The organism is Xanthocytophaga agilis, from assembly GCF_030068605.1.
Taxonomy (GTDB): domain Bacteria; phylum Bacteroidota; class Bacteroidia; order Cytophagales; family 172606-1; genus Xanthocytophaga; species Xanthocytophaga agilis.
Window position 1 is genome coordinate 119,659 of sequence record NZ_JASJOU010000008.1, and the last position, 18,936, is coordinate 138,594.

Below are 18,936 nucleotides of genomic sequence, written 5' to 3' on the forward strand. Positions count from 1 at the left end.
AAAGAAAGGGTAAGACAGTGGTATCCAATGGCACTACACCATTGGTCAATAAGACATTACATGAAAATTATTTTTTCAGATGATCGTATCCTCCTTGCAAGCGGGTATAACCGTGATTCACAATCCGCTCTCCCAGGCGTGTATAAAAAGCAGGGTCGGTAGGTGTAACACTGGCAAGGCCATCTACATACTTGTTGTACAGGCAAAACAAGGAAGCAATCAGTACCGTGTCATGGATCTCCATATCGGTAGCCCCTTCCTTCTTGGCTCTGTCTACAGCTTCTGTAGTCACATTTTTGCCATTTTGCTGTACCAGTGCAGCGATTGCCAACAATGCTTTCATTTTCGCTGAAACCGGGGCTGTTTCAAAATCCTGTTTTACAGCTTCACAGGTTTCCGCTTCATTTAATAGCAGGTCAGCAGCTGCTGTGTGAGCCGTAGTACAGAACCGGCATTGGTTGCGGTGTGATACCAGTGTAGCAATTAGCTCTCGTTCGCCTTGTGTAAGGGTAGAATCACCACGAAGCAGTATCTGAGTAAGTACACGAATAGGAGCAGCAGAATCCTGACGATATTCAAGCAATCCGGTAATTCCAGGAAGATGTTCTTCCAGAGGTATATGTGGCATAGGTAATCTTTTTAGTAAAGTGGTGTGGAAAGAATAGAAATATGTCCTGTAGTAAAACAGGCATAGAAGGAAGGACTGCGGATCTGGTAAACGGCGTGAATAATCGATACCTGGAGCACCAGGCAGCAATTAAAAATCTAAACAGCTTTGCGTAAACAAAGTGATAAGACTATCCATTGACTCAATAGAATCCAAAGCAGCAATCCAGTTCCAGTAAAAGAAGATTAACTATGTCTGGGAGGAGGTGAGGTTGTTTCCGGATACAAAGAGGAATACGAAAAATCCGGACAATATGAGTAGTCAGCCATGGTACTTACAGGCAAAAGGGAGAAAGGGTCTTCACCCAAAGGTAAATATTCCTGTAAAACCAGTTTAGTGATTTTATGATTTTTAGAAGTATGTGTATCTGTATAGTCAACCACATGTGTTTTGACATGTTTTGACAAGTCGTCCTGTACCTGTTCCTTTGCCTGATTATTGATACAATACAGATATAAGGTATCGTTGTGAATGCGTCGCAGGGCTTTTTCGTAAATCTTATCCTGATAGCGAAATTCTCCTTCTACAGGCTCCAGATCTCTGTCTATCTGGTGATAAAGTTCAATGGGAATCCGAAAGACAATCCAGTTTTCATTGTCTTTGCTATTTTCTATACTGCTATATACTCCCTGTCCTTTGCTTTCCAGTATCGTACGTAGGTGTAATCGTGCCTGTACTTGTGCATACTCATAATACAGGTAATACCCTATTGTATTATAGAGAAGCAAACCCAAAAGGAGTATGGAGATAGGTCTTTTCAAGACAGTGCGACGGTATGTACGCCAAATATAGAAATTATTTATACTTTATCAATAAAATAATGCATTATTTTATTGATAAAGCTAAGTAGTACCAGATTATGAATATAAGTTTGCTTGTCTAATTCTTCTTTGCTTGCAGTATTTAAAAGAGTTCACTTCCTGAGTTTACTTGTATCCAAAATTGGTTTATAATCCAGAACATATCTCTTCTTATCGCCCTGTCACTTTTTTGCTTGCCCAAAAAAGTAACCAAAAAAGGGCAAAAAATTCCAAAGCTTCGCCCCACAGGGCTAACGCTAGGCCCGCGGAATTTTTATTCTCACGCACCTACACTTCCTCTCGCGATTGAAGTCAACTTTACTCTCTTTGTAGCTCCTTTCTTTGGTATATTTCCTAGATTTCTATCTCTCTGAAGGGGACATTCACATTCTGTTTATCTTGAGAGGGTGCTCTGTCCTGCTAAGCGGCTCACATCCATCCTTCTGAAAGAATAATTCCTTTCATCCTTATGTCTTTCTGGAAGGAACACTACTCCCCATTTTGTCCTCCTGTAAGGATCTCGTGGCAAGACCGGCGGCCTTTCCGAGTGGAGAATAAATTCACTCACAAACCAAGCGTGGCTCTATTTGTCAAAAGTTTCTTTCAGAAGGACAGAGAGGAATGTAAGCCTTTCAGGAGACAGGTCCTTCTTAGGACAAAAAGGAGCTTCCTTTCAGCAAGACAGGGACAGGGCATTCCAAAAAGATAGAGGATATATTCCTTTCTGTAAGACAACAGGGACAAAGCCTGTCAGGTGGAGAGATAAGAAGTATTCATTGTTTTTTGGAGTATTATACTCCGAAGAGCGAACAGGAAGATGGCGATTGTTTTCTGTCCTTCAGAAAGAGCATTGTCTTACATTGACAGCCATAAGGCGGGGCGAAGGCCGCCGCTATCTTTGGGTGTTCCGTAAACGCCATTACCACGGACATAGACATAGCCGTCTTTGGTAACACTTGCAGCTGTGCGACCATAATAGCCTGGAGACCGAAGCCTCCACCAGTGAAAGTCGTTACCATACTTTGCTTGTCGCTTACTGTTGTTTTCGTCATCTATATACCATGTCTGACTACCTTTATGATGTAGCTTTGCTTTACTATCCCCGAAATATTCACAGACTTCTTCCAGACTTAGCAGAAATATACTATCAGTAGTATCTTCCCCTCCTTTTGATTTAAACCAGGGGCTATCTGGATTGTTGTTGATAACTGTGAGGATCTTTGTCTTTTCATCCTGACTGAAGGTATTGTAAAACTCATTGTTAAGATATTCTCTTAACGCACAATCAACCCAGGTGACCTCTACAAATTTTGTGTGATACCAACGCAGTTCGAGTATATTTTCAGTAATAATCAGTGCTCTGTCGTCTTTAACGGAAAGTACTTGCCATGTATAATCGCCAAAGGGTAGTATATCGCCTTTTACCATTTCTTATCTATTGACACTCATATGTTCTGAATATTTCGGTTACCAGAAGTTTTCTGTTTGGCCTAGCTATATACAAAAAAGCCGTAATAATACAATTACGGCTTTTTGAAGAATTTATTTATATGGATAACAGCTGTTTAGTCGCCATTAAACCCAACATAAAATGTCGATGAAAAATCAGAAATAGCTGGATTGGCATCTGAGATTATTTTAATCTGGATCAAGGGAGTATATGCCGGAGTCATATTTGTAGGTAGTAACGGTGTATTATTTACATGGTAATATCCCGTATTAGGTATATTGGAAGCCAATGTCCCTTTCAGTGCTCCTTTTTCATAAAGCTGTAAAGTTACTGTTGAAGTAGTAACCAGAGCATTGTTCCAGGTAATATCAAAGCTGGCATAACTTTGATCATAACGGTCACCACCAAAGATGCCATACCCATATAATCCCGTATATTTACCTTCTGGAGAAGTAAGCCATTTATCATACGTTCCCCACGGATATAAGTATTGAACTGCTATTTTATCATAGGTTGAAAAGCTATTCCATGGAGGAACAACACCATTATAGTATACACCAGAATTCATAACAGAATTCGGATCGCTTTGCGGTGTGCCAGGTATAAGATATCCTGGATGATATTCATCTGTATGATATAGGCCAAGTACATGCCCCATCTCATGGGCAAACAGGAAGCGTTTTTGTAAATAGCTAAGACCATTACTCAACGAGGTATTAACCCTGATTCGCCAGCCTGGCTTATTAGTAGATGGAAATTCTGCCCTTGCATAATCCCCTGTAATGGAGTTATCTGCATAAACATTAACATCGGCATAAATACTATTATCAGTAGGCTGATCAGTATCTATAAAGGCAAAATTGATTTTGCTATTGGCATCTCTGGCCCAGTTGCCAATGGCTTCCTGCAAAGCTACTTCGTAATTAGCTTTTATGCTGGGGTTAACATAGACCTTTATATTTTCAACATTAAAAGATGAAATAATGCCGGGAGTTTGCCATTGTTGTTCCCGCGCACTTTTTCCCTGATTAAAACCTTTTTTTAATGCAAAATAGGCTTCAACCTGTTTAAGATCAGTTTCGTTTTTCTTAAATAACAAATCTCCGGAAACCAGATAATACTCTCCCTGATCTTCTATTTGATTTTCTTTAAATCCTGCCTCTTTTAATTTAGCAAGCAGTGGCAAGTCTGTGGATGAACTGAGATTACTATGTGGGTCAACTTTGTCGTTTTGGCAAGATGTGCCATACAAGAGGAATAACGAAAAAATGCAGCAAGAAAGCCATTGAAACTTTTTCATAATACTAAGTGATTAAAAAATGACAAAAAATACCTTCTTATTCATCTACTATCAAAAGATTGCTCTAATCCCTAAAATAGAATTTATTTTTTATCATATTTATTTAATCTCTTTATATGATTGTTACTTTTTTAGTTATTCTATTAGTATTAAGATAATATATAAAAACAAAAAACCGAGGCAAGTTGCCTCGGCTTTTGTAGTGGAGAAATATCAAAAGAGATATTCAAAAAGTATTTTAGATCAATTGTTATTTATAATCAGTGTTTTGAGGATCGAAGTTAGTCCAACCTGCAGTCCAATCCACAGTACCAAATGCACCTCTGAAAGTTTCTTTTGTAAAGAAAGAATTATCACCCTTTCCGGTCCAAACTGCATTTTGCAGCAAAGGAGAACCACTGGCAGGTAGGAAGTTAGGCGTTCCTAAAGTGAAGTTCGCGGCGTTTAGTGACAGTTCAGAAAGTGTTGTAGCTACCAGATTGTTGTTACCTGTCATATTGAATACTTTAGACGCCTGATCGTTAGTTACTTTTCCTTTACCAAGGAGTGCATTTGTCACATTGGCTAATACAATACCACGTAATTGAAGATTTCCACTTACTGCATTTGCATATGTACTGGTTCCAACAGTTTGAACAGTTGTATCAACATCATTATTATCTAGTCGTAAACCTTCTGGATATCCTACAAATACAGAGTTAAATATACTGATAGAAGTATTTCTTCTTAGGTGCATAGCTGACTGGTAAGGTCCGCTTCCAGGGGCTGGAGTTGCAGCAGAAGAAGGCGTTCCACTAGTTCCGAAAACACTTATATTGGCGAATACAGGGCTAGTAAGAGGTAATCCATTATTTTGATCTGTTGCAGGTGTACCAGAATTTCCAAAATTATCAGATTCAAATCCATTAGAACCAGATTGGTCAGCTATGTTTGGATCTCTCAAAGATACACCATATTGTACTTTTCCTGAGAAACCAAAGTCTGTATCAAAATCATCATCAAACCCTCTGTAAGCAACAAGATATTTCGCAGTTACTGTTCCTCCAAACCATTCGTATGAATCATCACCACTGTAAGAAACCTGAATGTGCTCTAATGTTGTTCCTGAGCCTACACTATATAAAGTCAAGCCATTGACTTCACTATTAGCAGAAGCTGTAAGGGCAATACCTGCAAATTCTATTCTGACATACTTTAATGAACCTGAGTTATCATCAGCAACATTAAAAGCACCATATGTACCACGTAGTCCACCTTCAAAAGTTTGGGTTGCCAAACGGTTGTGAGGAGCTTTCCCCATCAAAACCACCCCACCCCAATCACCATAACTTCTACTACCTTTAGCTTGATTAGAAGTAAATACAATTGGATTTTGAGCAGTTCCTTCAGCCATAAGTTTGGCACCTTTTTCGATTACTAAGGCCCCTTTACTTTCTTTATCACCTTTGATAAGTGTACCTGGTTCAATTGTAAGTGTAACGCCATCTGTTACATACACGAATCCTTTCAAAAGGTATATACTATCAGAAGACCATGTACGAGATGATTTAATTTCTCCTGAAATTTCAACTATAGAACGATTTGATAGTGTGAAGTCTGAAGATGAAGATACAGTTTGGCCATTTACTGTTACAGATATTTTACCTGTTGTTGCATTAGAAGGAACAATAGCAACAATTTGATTAGTACTTGCAGACTTAATGGCAGCCTCCACATTTCCAAATTTTACTATATTTTCTGAAGCAGTAGCACTGAATTTAGTACCAACTATAGTTATTTCTGTACCAGCTGTAGCAGTTTTAGGCGTAAAGTCAACAATAGATAATACTTCGTTATCGTCATCATCATTTTTACAAGAAAATGCAATAAATGTTAAGGCAAACATAAATGCGAGAATTTTCAAATTTCTCATAGTTTCAGCGTTTTGGTGAAAAGTTTAATTTGTGGTTGATATTTAAAAATTGTAAGTAACGCCTAGTGTGAGATAAGATCCCCGACGGAAGGTTCTTACGGGTTGCTTATCAGCAGCTGTAACCTTTGCATCTCTGTTATAATCTTGTTCAAGGCGAAATCTTTGATTAAGGATATCCTGAATACCCGCTTTTATCTCCCATTTCTGAGCAAAAGTCTTAATAAACGTGAGGTCAATAACGTTTCTTGGCATTTCATAGATGGTTCTGGTTAAGCTACTACCAACTGCATAAATTCTAGGACCATATACATTGTATAAAATATTCGCCTGTATTCCAGTAGCCTCATTGTTATAATACAATCCTGCATTTATAAGATAAGGAGACTGATTCATCATAGGACGTTTGGTATCTGTAATACCTCTTACATCATATGGTTCTGTTGTAATAGCGGAAGGAAGTTGTACATAGTCTCCCAAATCGATGCGACTAATAATGTAAGAAGCGTTTGCGACTACTGTGAGTTTTTGTAAGAAGCTATTAGATGATAATTCACTAAAGGATTTTCTCACTTCTGCCTCTAAGCCATAGCTATAAGCTGATTTTGCATTAATAAATGTGTAATCCAGGATAAGAGGAGTATTAGGTTCAGGTAAAAATGTTTCGATCGGATTTTTAAAGTGTTTATAGAATGCTCCAAATGATACCAGTTCACTAGGAGTTGGATAATATTCCCAACGAGCATCAACGTTTTGGATACGGACTGTTTTCAGAGATTCATTTCCTTGAACGTTGGCATTATTATTAAAGTCGTAATATTGAAAAGGTGCTAACTCTCTAAGCTCTGGTCTGTTTATAGACGAGAAGTAAGCTAACCTTACCAATTGCTTATCATTCAAATCATAAGTTAGGTTTACAGACGGTAAGGCTACTACTACATTCTTATCTACTTCCAAATCTGTAGTACTTCCGGTAGTTGGACTAGGCTTACTCTTCATGTATTGATTATTAGCCTCTACACGTACTCCTGCAGTAAGATTAAACTTCGTTGTAACAGGAAGTGTCGTCCCCACATATCCAGCAATTAAATCATTGGATGCTGTGTATTTGTCATTAGGCTGAGTGCCCTCAACAATTGTGAAATATGCATTGGAAGCTCCTGTAACGTTTGCAGGGTTGAAAATAGTACCAATATCCTGTTTGCGGACAGCTTGATCTCCTCCTGTATATCCGAACCATCGAGAAGAAAAATCTCTCATCTTTTTCTCTGCATATAAACCAAATCGCAATTTTGGACTATCTGAACCTTCTTCTACTTTAGAACCAAGGGTATATTCATTATTTATGTTTATTGAATAAACTGATTCTGTGAGTTTAGAATTAAATCTTGCAGAATTAACCAAAAGACCATCTGTCTGAGCAGAAAATTCTTGTGGAGTTTCTCCTGGTTCTGGAATATTGCGAGTATATTTTAATCGTCTCCAGTCTGGTTCAGTACGTCTTGTATAAGAATAACCTAATTGCCAGTTAAGCATCCAGCGCGGTGTAAAATTATGCTTACCAATCAACTGACCAGAATAGATACTTCTACTTTCAAATCTTTCGGAATAACTTTTTATTTCTCTGTTGTCATCAACATCTTGCCCATTTCTGACAACAGTCTCAGAAAATCCCAACTGATTAAATAAGTTTTTAAATTCTAAGGTAAATTTTGGATTGAATCTAAAAGACCAGTTATGTAATAGACCTAACCTGGAGTTGTAAACGAACTGATCATCTGTATAATTTACAGATCTACTCCCTGCAGTTGTTCCGTTTCTGTAAATCCCAAACTGATTTTCAGAATACTGATTTGTTGAAGTATAATTAATGCTTGTTAAATTACCTATTTGAACAGAACCTGCGTCGAATCTACGGCCAAAGTTTAAACTTCCTCTAATATCAAGAGGAACATTTTTAGACTGAACATCCCATGTGTTAGGTAACTTATTTGCATACAGTGCTCTAGCTTCTGGACTTAAACTGTTGAATAAAGTTGGATTGGATGGAATACTGCTTGGGACTTGTCTGTCTTTACCCTCAAAGCCTAAGAAATCCCATTTTCCATAATTTGTTCTTTCTACCTGTTGAAATGTCGTATTAGCTCTGTATCCCAAGGACAGCCCAACATTGGTAAAGTTTTCTTCTGGAGCTCTTTTGGTGTAAATCTTAATTATTCCTCCAGCGAATTCACCAGGTAGTTCTGCTGCACCAGATTTATATATTAGAATCCTATCAATGATATTACTTGGAATCATGTCAAATGAGAAGGCTCTACTATCTATCTCAGTACTAGGTGCTATAATATCATTAATCATTACTGTATTATAGCGTTGGCTTAAGCCACGAATTAATATAAAACGATTATCGACAATCGATACTCCAGGAATACGTCTGGCAACCTGTGCAGCATCTCTATCCTGGGATTTGGTAATCTGTTGGGCAGATACACCCACGGCTACCTGTTGAATACTTTTAATTTCTGAGATAACCGCAACCTCTGTGTTGGTTGCTTTGGAAGCTGTTACGACTACTTCCTGTAATGTCTGTCCTGCATCTTCATCCAGAGCTGTATTCAAAATGATTTGTTTTCCTGCTTCTATAGAAACTTCGATTTTCTTAGTTAGATAGGAGATGTAGGTAATAGTGAGGACTTGTTTCCCAACTGGGGCTTTGGAGATAAGGAAATTTCCTTCTGAGTCGGTTACCGAACCATTGGTAGTGCCTTGGATAGCTACAGCAGCACCAATCAGTGGTTCGTTTGTTTCAGAGTCTTTTACAGTTCCTTTTATACTGCCTGTTTGGGCGACGAGGACGGTGATAGAAAATAACGAGGCTACTAGCGAGGCTAATAGAGAGTTGAGATGTAACATTGGCTAAAGTTTTTTAATGATATTTCTCTGGTAGATTTTTGATGCAGCAAAGGTAGATCTACAGAATTAGCCCATGTTTATTGAGAAGTTAAATAAACGTTATTAGAGGAGCGCCAAATGTTACCGATTTGTTACCAAATCGCCAATTCGAAACATTTTGACATAATATGTATACATAAATACTATGTAAGGTTTTGAATTTAAACAGATTACCTATTTAAAATAGTGATGACAAGTTATTTTCATCTATGCAAAAGAGAAGTATAACTACTTACCAGAAATTATAAGTATTCCATACATATCTGTCCCTTAGTTAGTTATAACAGACTACTTACTTTTTGTGAGTGTCTATATAATTAAAGGCTCAATGAGTTTATGCAGGGGTGAGACGAGGTGATGGGTTAAAATAAGTAAAGGTATAGTACAGAAGTCTTATCTTGTCTCCTATCTTTTGTAGAACAAGACTCTGTAATAAAAAAGAAAACGCATTACTGTCCTCCTTATCTCTCTCCCCTCCCTGTCCTTCTGAAAGAATCTTGTGACAAATTGAGCCATCTTTGGCTTATGAGAGAATGTATTCCAGTAGGGGAAGGCTACCATTCTTGTCACACCTGTCCCGACAATAGCGGGAAAATCCTTACAGAAGGACAGAGAGGTAAGCTCCTTTTCAGGTGCACTAAAAAATCGCATCTAAAACGATCACTGCACTTAGTTTAATACAATATTGACTTTTTCTATCAATGCTGGTTCATTGACTTTTACATATCCTAGTATATTAGCAACAGCTTGCCTTTCCGGATTTGCTTCATTGATATTGTTTAAGACTTCTCTTAGTATAAATAATGATGGGGGATGATTCATTATCCTTATAAACAGAGTAGATGCCCATCCAGGAGCTTTTTCAAATAATTTTGGTGATACTTTTATAAGTTCTTTAATATAGGATTCATCATCAAAGCTTTCCAGTAAGTGAATTATCCCAAACATTAACTCACTAAATTCTGAATGATCATCAAAATGATCTACAAGTAAGGCAATACAACGAATATCATGTAAATAAGCTATCTCTTCTAGTATTGTATCAAAATCACGGACATAAGATTTACTGTCTTTATGCAATAGTAGTAACTTACTAGTCAATTTCAATAAATGATCCATACTCTTGATCTAGTTCTAAAAATTAAATCTCCTAAATATGTATTTTAAATAAAAATGTAAAGCTAACATAACTTTTCAGCACCTTATCTCTCTCTTTTAGCTGATGTAGAACAGCCCAGTTTTGGGGAGTATAACAATATTTTAAGTTTTACCTTCAGCTATACACTATACTCAGTACTACAATGGAAAAGGAACAATTGATAGAATTGATTCGGAAAATCAGATTTGCAGAAGCATCTAGTGAGCAAGAGGCAGATGAACAAATCATGCGATTACGTGAAAATGTGCCAGATCCTGATATTTTAAAATATTTTAAAAAGCTATATGAGCACTTTTCTCCAGAGGAAATACTATCACTTATGTTATCTTACAAACCTTTTATTCTGTAAAACCTTCACAAAAGACTAGCATAGATGAAAATGAATGAAATATCTTACTAGTTGGGATTTGCTTTTTTGCATGTATGTATAACTACTGATTGTGTAATAGAAAAATATCTTTGGCAGGAGTCAGCAGACAGACCATTCAATTTCTTTGACAAAAAAATGAACAAATTAGAAACACTGGCGGATATATGGAAGAATCGATTAGTTAGACATAGCGTAGATTATATTAGCCTTAATAACATTAGTATATCCGACTCCGCCAAGGCCTTCTTATCAAAAATAGGTTTACCTATTTTAGCTTTCGATTATGTACCCAAATTCTTACCCGCCACTTCTTTTCACTCATTGGTAGTTGATAAAGAACAATTCTATATTCTGGATGACTGTAACGCTGAATTTCCAGGATTATCTTTTGTAACAATTAAATATAATTCTGAATATCTTTATCTTCTTACCCGAGAAAGAGATCTTTCAGTCACAAAAATGTTTCTGAATAGTAGTATTGACAAGTTCGTTATCTTTCTAACAGAATATTCTTTGTTTCAGAAAAAATATACAGATATCCCCTATCATAAAATCAGTCAAGAGGAAATACAGAAAGACTATAATACACTCAAGGAAGTGTTATGCTATGAAGATCCACTTGCTTTTTCTATTGGCTCTTATTGGTATTCAAAGATTAATTCACTAGATGTTGACTTTGGAGATTATTTGCTCTAAGACACTTTTCAGGACAAATATTCAATCCTTTAACCCATTTTTGATCAAATGTTTCATACAGGAATGTTGGAGGTTATGATAAGAGAGACACACAAGAACGTATTAAAGGCCTACACGAAAACTACACGAACTATGAAACCAAAAGATGATGAAAAATCAAGAAGAGAGATACCAGAAACTATTCATAGTCCTGAAGAAATTGTCAAGCTGTTATTAAATAACGTCAAGAAAGAACTGGGTATTCAGGAAGATATAACCTTAAAGGATTTGAATGAAATATTAAAGGAAAAAAGATCACAAGGTAATTACGAATTCTTTTCCAGAATTGTTAAAGGTATCTGGTAGTAGCAGTCCTCAACCTGTCGAAGCCAGATATGTCCTCTATCTTTTCAGAAATGAAGATTAAAAAAAGAGTTCGAATGTCTATTCGGATCTACATTGAAAGCAACATTTTTTCACTAAGTTGGTGTTATCATCAGCTTGAATGGTGGGACGCATATCATTGGAGAACAATACTAACACCAGGAAGATACCTGACTAGTAAAGTGGATTTCTTGTTGCCAGCTTTACAGATAATCCATGTGCAAAAATCTATCATTGAGAAATATAGCAAGCCAGAAAATCTTCGTTGTGACTTCGTAGCCCCTGTTTACTTGTAGGTGAGTACCTCTTAGAAATAACATACATGATCCAACAATGAGAATTTTAGTAACTACAACATTTCTGTTGTTCAATTTTTGCGTGCTAGCTCAAGAGAAAGCAGCTATCATTTGTGGACAATTTGATAATCTGTCAACAAAAATAATTTCACTAGATGTATCCAATCTGCTTGATGACCATTCGACTAATTATTTAGCCTTTGTAGATACAAGCAAGAAAACATTTAGAATCGATTTTCCGATAACGGAAACACATGAAGTCATTTTAAAAGCAGATAGAAAATTAAACCTGATTATTTCTCCTGGCGATAGCTTGTTTATAAAATTCGGCAAAAATGAACGTATTGAGTTCACTGGGTCAAATTCGAAAGTTAACCAAGAGATATTTACCTATTTCTTGCAGAACAATAAAGAAAATTTCAACCCAAATTGTGAAGGAAAAACACTAGAAGAGTATAAAAAAGAGTTAATTATCTGGACTCAACGCGAATTAAAGGACTTTCAAAAATTTAACGAAATGAACAATTATTCAAAAATTTTTGAGACCTGGACGAAAGAGAATATTCTTTACAAAAATGCAAATTATTTAATCGACTATGCTGCCTACAGACAGATGAACAATCTGCCATTGGAAAAAGACTTGATGGACAACCCACTTTTTCCAGTTGATAATGACCAGGCATTATTATCCTTATTTTATCGGGCACACCTGAATCAATATTTGATATTCAAATACAGATTCCACGATTTAATTCCTACAGAGAAAAAAAACTATGCAGGTTTCAAAAATCTTCAAAACAGGCTGGATAGCTTACTTACTAGTGAGAAAGCTACCAAATCAAGAGATGTGCTTGTAATTGATTTATTCAATATTCTTTTGAAAACAGATGTAAAGAATGCACTGGATTTTATAAACAGGAATGTTACTAAAATTCAGGATAAGAAATTGAGGGAATTATTTGTCAAACGGGTGGAAACATTCAAAACGCAAAGTCAGGCGGTTACATTTTTAGGAGAACAAACCTCAAGTTCTAACATAATAGGAAATGTATTGAAAGATATGACTGAACGTTTTCGGGGAAAAGTAATATATGTTGATTTTTGGGCGACATGGTGCGGTCCTTGCAAAAGAGAATTTCCGTATTCAATTTCATTAGATGAATCCTTTGATGATAAAGAGGTTGCTTTTGTTTATATATGTATGGATTCAGAAATAGAAAAATGGAAAACGGCTGTTAAAAATTTGAAGTTAAACCAAAATCAATACTTTTTAAATGAAACAGAATCAAAAGTATTCAGACAAAAGTTTCAGATACAAGGATTTCCAACCTATTATTTGATAAATAAAACCGGAGAATTAATTGATAAAGACGCACCCAGGCCATCAAGTGGAAATATCAAAGAACGGATACAAAAAGTAATTGAAGATTAACACAGACGCTGAAAAATTGTAAACATCATTCTGTCGGCTCCCTGTTTTCAAACAGGGAGCCCACCTATCTACCAGACAAAGAGCACCACATCCCACTTGTATTCTCTGGCGTACTCAAACCAGCTACGAAACTCCTTATCACCTGCCTGGTCGGTACAATCACTCAAGTCCAGATTTTTTAGAAACTCATCAAACTCATGGTTATAGATCGTGGAGATATAATAGTCTTCACACAAAGGAATATTTATAGGACATTTGTAAGGCAAATGATTCATTACCTTACTGTTGCAGGGTACCCACTCATTGTTGTATAAATTGCGTTTGAAGTCATAGGCCGGTCGGAACGGGATTGCTTTTTGAAGATAGGCGATGTCTTCAGGTGCTTTACCTTCTGCCAGCAACTTTTCATACCTAGTGTCGTTACTATGCTCATGATAACCGATACTAGTTTTAATCATCGCCTCTAATCCCAAACTATAAACGAATGCTGTTTCATAAGCGGCAAAACGAAAATTTTGGGTAATGATGTCTTCATAAATCATCTTTCCCGTAATTCCACTAACATCATGAAATTTCAATCTTTTATTTACCTCTCTCCATATATGATCATAAAACAAGGTATAATCTTTCTTTTTGTGACCGATCACTTCGTTTAAATGTGTAGTATCGACAATGTAGGGGGTCAGTGAAATGCTCATTTTGGATGCAATAGTTAATTAATAGTTTCTGGTAAGCAGATTAGTTGAAAAAAAGCTTTAGGCAAAGAAAAACCATGTATCTGTGTTGGATAGTAGCCAGTTATTCTTGCTTACTTCTCCTACCTCTGTCTACTGTAAAAGTATACTAGCCATTTACTAAATTGCTGTAAATCTTCAAACTCTACTGTAAAGTATTTCTCTATCACTTCCTCCCAACTACTAAAATCATCCCCATCTGTGTCGTAATTTGCATCATGGTCCATATAGTAGACGAGAGGCTCCAAATCATTGATGTTCATGAAGTAATAGTTTCCCGCCATATCATTTCCAATTACCAGGTAATCGTGTGGCAATCCGCCTGATCTTAACATTTCATTTATCTCAATCAGGTAATCTGAATTATGAATGAAATATTCCTCATGTAAATTTAACTCAATTAATTCAGCAGGATAATTCAGTTGAAATTCTTTGTATGTATTCGTTAATTGTATTGTCAGTCTTTTCTCGACCTGTTCTATTTCTTCAAGAGTCATTGCCTGTAGTTTATTTCTACTTTAAGCCATATTTTGGGCAACTAAAATATATAGGAAAAATTGTATGAAAAACCTATCGTTTGCAAAACCCTTCAGGAGGCATATATAAAATCAATGGAATGGATCAAAAAATAAAGCAACTATACGATTATTGGTCATCAAGAAAAACTCAGTGTTATAAAAAAGATGATCTGATAGCCCTTGGATTATATGGAGATGAGGTAGAAATACTTAGTACGATTGGATTACCTTATATGAATAGACGATTCAATTTCTTTCCCATTGAACAACTTCAATTGATTCAAATTCAAGAAGAAGAATTTATTGTTCTGGGTAATCCATTGAATGAAAGATTTGATGACGAAACCATAATCATGCATATTCAAAAGAAATCTTTGTTCTTTTTAGATAAAAGATTTTATAATCTAGGTGTAACTACCAATTTAATTAGCCTTGTTAATCAAAACTTATTTTCATTTTTGTTTTTTCAAATGGAACTTTCAAAAATGGAAGAAGCAGCATTTTTCATGAAGGAACCATTACCTTATCAAATACTGGAAAACCAAATTGTAAACTCAGTATATTTGATGCATCAAACCGATCCAGACGGCCTTGGTTGGGATAGTAAGGGTTCGCCGGATCATTCTTACTGGAAAAGACAATTAGCAGTTTTAGAAGGGGAGATATATCATCAATATGAAGAATTTATATCCATTGCAATTGATGAAAAGATAAGCTAAGTACTTTTGTTAACTTTTTCTATCAGTATAATAAATCGTTGGCAGACAGGAACTTTGTATTAAAATTTATTTTTCTACTTCTCTTCAGTCCATTTTTATGGGAGGATATCGCTTCTGAAAAGGAAGAAAGTAACGATAAAGATCACCACGGAGAAGATTCTAAAAATAAGTATTTGAATGACCTGGATAATCTGCCTTTTTAATGAAAGCAATGAAAGAAAAACTACCCGACTTATTTGAAGGAAGAAGAGTACAATATGTCCCACATATTGGGTTGAATAGTAATATTTCGAAAAAGACCAAAGAATTTTTATGCACTGTTGGTCTTCCAATGCTAGGATTTGATTATCCGTTGCAATTTCTACCCCAAACCTTTATTCAATCTGTAAATGTCCAAGGAGATATACATTATATCCTGGGTGATATATCACTTTCTGTTCCAGGCTCTCAATTTATATCCGTGAAAGAAAATGAGGATACTATTTATTATTTGCACAGATCACATCGGGATAATAAGGTAGTTTTTGAAACACCCCAATATTTTAGTTCAGATCTATATTTGCATGATTTCTTTCTGATTCATTTCTGCTCCTTTGTAAAAAAGTTTGGTAATAAATGGAAGCAAGGAATAAGGATTGATAAAGACGAAATACGTAATGATTATGAGAACCTAAAGCAAATTCTCACTCAGAAAGATGAAAAAGCTATGTCACCAAAATTTACGTGGGGTGATCAGGTAGCGTATCTCCAGGTTTCCTTTGCAGAGCATTTATTTGATGATGAGTTAGATAATCTGACAGATGAAAGGGAGTAAGTATGTTACCTGTTCTCCCTCTTTTACAGCCTCTTTTTTTACGCAATGTACCCTCCTATTATACCACTATAACCTTTCCTTATATAGCCTTATATCAATTATTTTCTTTATTACTTTCCTGGATAATAATATTTAACATAGAAATATAATCCAGTCAAAAAAATATAAAAAGCAAGCTTTCCAAAAAATATAATTACAATAAAAAAATATGCGAAAAAGACATAAAATATAAGACAGCCTCTTGGGTATAAAGGTGGGATTTACTAAATTTACAGCCTTACTTTATAGAAATAAAAATAGGAACTCCCAGAGGAATCCCTACCCACGCCAGTGTAGCGAAGTTTGGTCGCCGAACTACAGCTGGACTTAGTGAACAACTATTCTGCGATGCAGAAAGGCTGTTTTTTATTTTTAAAAGAAACAATGCAAAAAGTAAACTGCTTTGTTTGATTCTGTAGAGGTATAAACTGAATCTGTTAACTACTGTGTGACAGTGGAGGCTTTGCTCTTGCTACAGAAGGCAACAAATCATAAACAAAGGTAATAAAAAGTAAATAAAAGTAAATATCCATAACTACTTTTTTACGGCTATTTGTCGAAAAAATCATGGGATAGTTTATTTCCCTATTGTACTGACCTTTTTTATAGTAGCAGTGTCTTTTGTCCGTTGTTTCCGGGTATTCTTCCTCATGGGGTTCTGGTGTAATCAGTTTTTACCCAAACCTTTATTCCCTACATGTTTAATCCTTTTGAAGACATCCTGACACGGCTAGTCCGGGTGGAGGCTCTTTTACTTGAATTACAATCGATTACCATTCTTCCTGCCCCAGCAGACAAGCAGCTCGGTGGCATCGAACTAGCCATGCAGATTACAGGACTGGCTCAATCCACTATTTACAATCTGGTATGTGCCGGCAGCATTCCGCATATGAAGCGGGGACGCAAGCTGTATTTCAGCCGGGCCGAACTGGAAGCCTGGATTATGGATGGCAAACATCAGACACTTCAGGAACTGGAAACGGAGGTAGCACGCCATCTGTCTGACAAGCCAGATCAGAAAGAAGAATCTCAGTCAGCCACCTCAACCCGCTAATCCATGCCACAGGATATGTTTTTAGATCACGCCAATGGTGTGAATGGCGAAGCTTTGCCCTTACCAAATGTACATGCAGTGTCTGTAACGCCTGCATTGGCCCTGAGAGACTATCAGCAGAAGAGTATTGTGAAACTGGCAGAAAAACATCTGTCAGGCAAGAAACGGGTAATTCTGTGCCTGCCTACTGGCGCGGGCAAGACAGTCACCTTTGCCGAGATTACCAGACGCACACTGGAAGGCATTAGCCGAGGGCGTGTACTGATTCTGACGGATCGCATTGAACTCTTGCATCAGGCGGCTGTAACGCTTCAGAAAGCGGGATTACAGGCAGGTGTATTGAGTGCAGAAACCAAGCACATGCCCCACAATAAAGTGGTGGTGGCCATGGTAGAGACCTATTACCGCCGAATCAAGAAAGGCTGGTCTTTGCCGGATCTGAAGCTGATCATTATAGACGAAGCGCATAAAGGCAATTTCCGCAAAGTGATAGACCAGCATCCGGATCTGCCTATGATTGGGGCTACGGCTACACCTATTGCTGCCAGTAAGTTTGAACCGCTCAACCATTACTTTGAGGACATTGTAGTAGGTACAGAAATACACCTGTTGATTGAGGCAGGCTACCTATCTAAGCCCAGGTATTTTGCGGTACCTATAGAAATCACGGCCTCTACTGGCTCTGATGGCGAGTATAAGAACAATGAGCTATATCAGGACTTCCATACACCCAAACTCTATCATGGCTGTGTGACCAACTGGCAAAACCACGCCTTAGGTAAAAAGACGTTGATCTTCTGTGTCAATATCCCGCATACGGTCTTTACCGCTAAGGCTTTTAGTCAGGTACATGCACAGGTACGGTATGTTACCTCCGAAACTCCCGATGCCGAGCGTCAGGCGATTCTACGATGGTTCTCTGGCACAGAGGGAGCGATTCTGGTCAACTGTGGCATTCTCACTACCGGATTTGACGAACCCAGTGTGGAGTGTATTATCCTCAACAGAGCTACCCAGTCTCTGCCCCTATTCCTGCAAATGTGTGGGCGTGGGGCACGGGTTACGGCCAGTAAGCGAGAGTTTATCATCATTGATATGGGCAATAATCTGGATGAGCATGGTCTGTGGCATGAGCCGCGTGACTGGAGTTATCTGTTCTGGACGGGCAAGGCTCAGAAAACCCTTGAGATTGCTCCTACTAAAAAGTGTCCGGAGTGTGAGTCGATCATTGCCTTGAGCTGTGTTACCTGTCCACATTGTGGGTATGAGTTTGAACGCCTCTCTCAGGAGCAGCGCGAATCGGAACATGTTCATACAGAAGAAGTCTCCATCGACTGGAGCTATCTCAAGCAAAAAAGCTGGTCAGAGATGAGTGTCGCCGAGCTGATCCAGCGGGCTCAGATAGGCAATAGCTACACAGGAACGCCTTACAAGGCAAACTGGATTATACACCGTATCATGGAACGCGATAACCCACGCCCTCTCCTGGAAGAGTTGGCTCAGCTCAAAGGCTATCGGCCTGGCTGGGTAGACAAACGCCTGCAAGAATATACCCAAACGGAAGACAAACGCATTATACGCGATTTTAACACGCCAAGGCTGAAATCGACCTTATATGGATAATCATGCACACACAGTGCAAAAACTATTCTCTACCCCTTATA

The 18,936-nt window shown here is 37.3% G+C and carries 16 protein-coding genes and 1 pseudogene; 8 read left to right on the forward strand and 9 right to left on the reverse strand.

Translation table 11 applies throughout. The features are described from left to right. Positions 1-67: 67 nt before the first annotated feature. From QNI22_RS22010 to QNI22_RS22040, 7 genes are all read right to left on the reverse strand, one after another. On the reverse strand, positions 68-628 hold the full coding sequence (locus QNI22_RS22010) for a carboxymuconolactone decarboxylase family protein (RefSeq protein ID WP_314514005.1): 561 nt from the start codon (positions 626-628) through the stop codon (positions 68-70). Between the two features lie 224 nt (positions 629-852). Next, the gene (locus QNI22_RS22015) at positions 853-1,428 is read right to left on the reverse strand and encodes a hypothetical protein (RefSeq protein WP_314514006.1); all 576 of its coding nucleotides are present in this window, start codon (positions 1,426-1,428) and stop codon (positions 853-855) included. 894 nt (positions 1,429-2,322) lie between these two features. After that, positions 2,323-2,895, reverse strand: a complete 573-nt coding sequence (locus tag QNI22_RS22020) for a DUF6273 domain-containing protein (RefSeq protein ID WP_314514007.1) — start codon at positions 2,893-2,895, stop codon at positions 2,323-2,325. A gap of 137 nt (positions 2,896-3,032) precedes the next feature. Next, positions 3,033-4,217 (reverse strand): M57 family metalloprotease, encoded by a 1,185-nt coding sequence (locus QNI22_RS22025; RefSeq protein WP_314514008.1) that lies wholly within the window; start codon positions 4,215-4,217, stop codon positions 3,033-3,035. A 250-nt stretch (positions 4,218-4,467) separates the two neighbouring features. After that, a complete protein-coding gene (locus QNI22_RS22030) occupies positions 4,468-6,129 on the reverse strand; it encodes an IPT/TIG domain-containing protein (RefSeq protein ID WP_314514009.1) in 1,662 nt (553 codons plus the stop codon). Between the two features lie 42 nt (positions 6,130-6,171). After that, complete coding sequence (locus QNI22_RS22035; protein WP_314514010.1) at positions 6,172-9,039, reverse strand: TonB-dependent receptor; 2,868 nt, start codon at positions 9,037-9,039, stop codon at positions 6,172-6,174. A 708-nt stretch (positions 9,040-9,747) separates the two neighbouring features. Next, entirely contained in the window at positions 9,748-10,197 is a 450-nt protein-coding gene (locus QNI22_RS22040; RefSeq protein WP_314514011.1) for an Imm30 family immunity protein, read from the reverse strand. 182 nt (positions 10,198-10,379) lie between these two features. Between QNI22_RS22040 and QNI22_RS22045 the strand changes: the two genes are divergently transcribed. The 4 genes from QNI22_RS22045 (at position 10,380) to QNI22_RS22060 (ending at position 13,394) form a co-directional block, all read left to right on the forward strand. Next, a complete protein-coding gene (locus QNI22_RS22045; RefSeq protein WP_314514012.1) occupies positions 10,380-10,586 on the forward strand; it encodes a carboxymuconolactone decarboxylase family protein in 207 nt (68 codons plus the stop codon). 156 nt (positions 10,587-10,742) lie between these two features. Beyond that, complete coding sequence (locus tag QNI22_RS22050) at positions 10,743-11,303, forward strand: hypothetical protein (protein ID WP_314514013.1); 561 nt, start codon at positions 10,743-10,745, stop codon at positions 11,301-11,303. Positions 11,304-11,435: 132 nt separating this feature from the next. Then, positions 11,436-11,648 (forward strand): hypothetical protein, encoded by a 213-nt coding sequence (locus QNI22_RS22055; RefSeq protein ID WP_314514014.1) that lies wholly within the window; start codon positions 11,436-11,438, stop codon positions 11,646-11,648. 351 nt (positions 11,649-11,999) lie between these two features. Continuing rightward, positions 12,000-13,394, forward strand: coding sequence for a TlpA family protein disulfide reductase (locus tag QNI22_RS22060; protein WP_314514015.1), 1,395 nt, complete (start codon positions 12,000-12,002; stop codon positions 13,392-13,394). 68 nt (positions 13,395-13,462) lie between these two features. On the opposite strand, the gene QNI22_RS22065 is transcribed toward QNI22_RS22060, so the two are convergent. Then, entirely contained in the window at positions 13,463-14,092 is a 630-nt protein-coding gene (locus QNI22_RS22065; RefSeq protein WP_314514016.1) for a hypothetical protein, read from the reverse strand. 119 nt (positions 14,093-14,211) lie between these two features. Further along, positions 14,212-14,628: pseudogene (locus QNI22_RS22070) on the reverse strand (SMI1/KNR4 family protein); the annotation flags it as partial. A 77-nt stretch (positions 14,629-14,705) separates the two neighbouring features. On the opposite strand from QNI22_RS22070, the gene QNI22_RS22075 reads away from it, so the two are divergent. From QNI22_RS22075 to QNI22_RS22090, 4 genes are all read left to right on the forward strand, one after another. Beyond that, positions 14,706-15,365 carry a hypothetical protein gene (locus QNI22_RS22075; protein WP_314514017.1) on the forward strand — a complete coding sequence of 220 codons (660 nt, stop codon included), beginning with the start codon at positions 14,706-14,708 and terminating at the stop codon, positions 15,363-15,365. A 211-nt stretch (positions 15,366-15,576) separates the two neighbouring features. Beyond that, positions 15,577-16,179 carry a hypothetical protein gene (locus tag QNI22_RS22080; protein ID WP_314514018.1) on the forward strand — a complete coding sequence of 201 codons (603 nt, stop codon included), beginning with the start codon at positions 15,577-15,579 and terminating at the stop codon, positions 16,177-16,179. Between the two features lie 736 nt (positions 16,180-16,915). Then, complete coding sequence (locus tag QNI22_RS22085; RefSeq protein ID WP_314514019.1) at positions 16,916-17,272, forward strand: helix-turn-helix domain-containing protein; 357 nt, start codon at positions 16,916-16,918, stop codon at positions 17,270-17,272. Positions 17,273-17,287: 15 nt separating this feature from the next. Continuing rightward, a complete protein-coding gene (locus tag QNI22_RS22090) occupies positions 17,288-18,895 on the forward strand; it encodes a DEAD/DEAH box helicase (protein ID WP_314514020.1) in 1,608 nt (535 codons plus the stop codon). Positions 18,896-18,936: the final 41 nt, after the last annotated feature.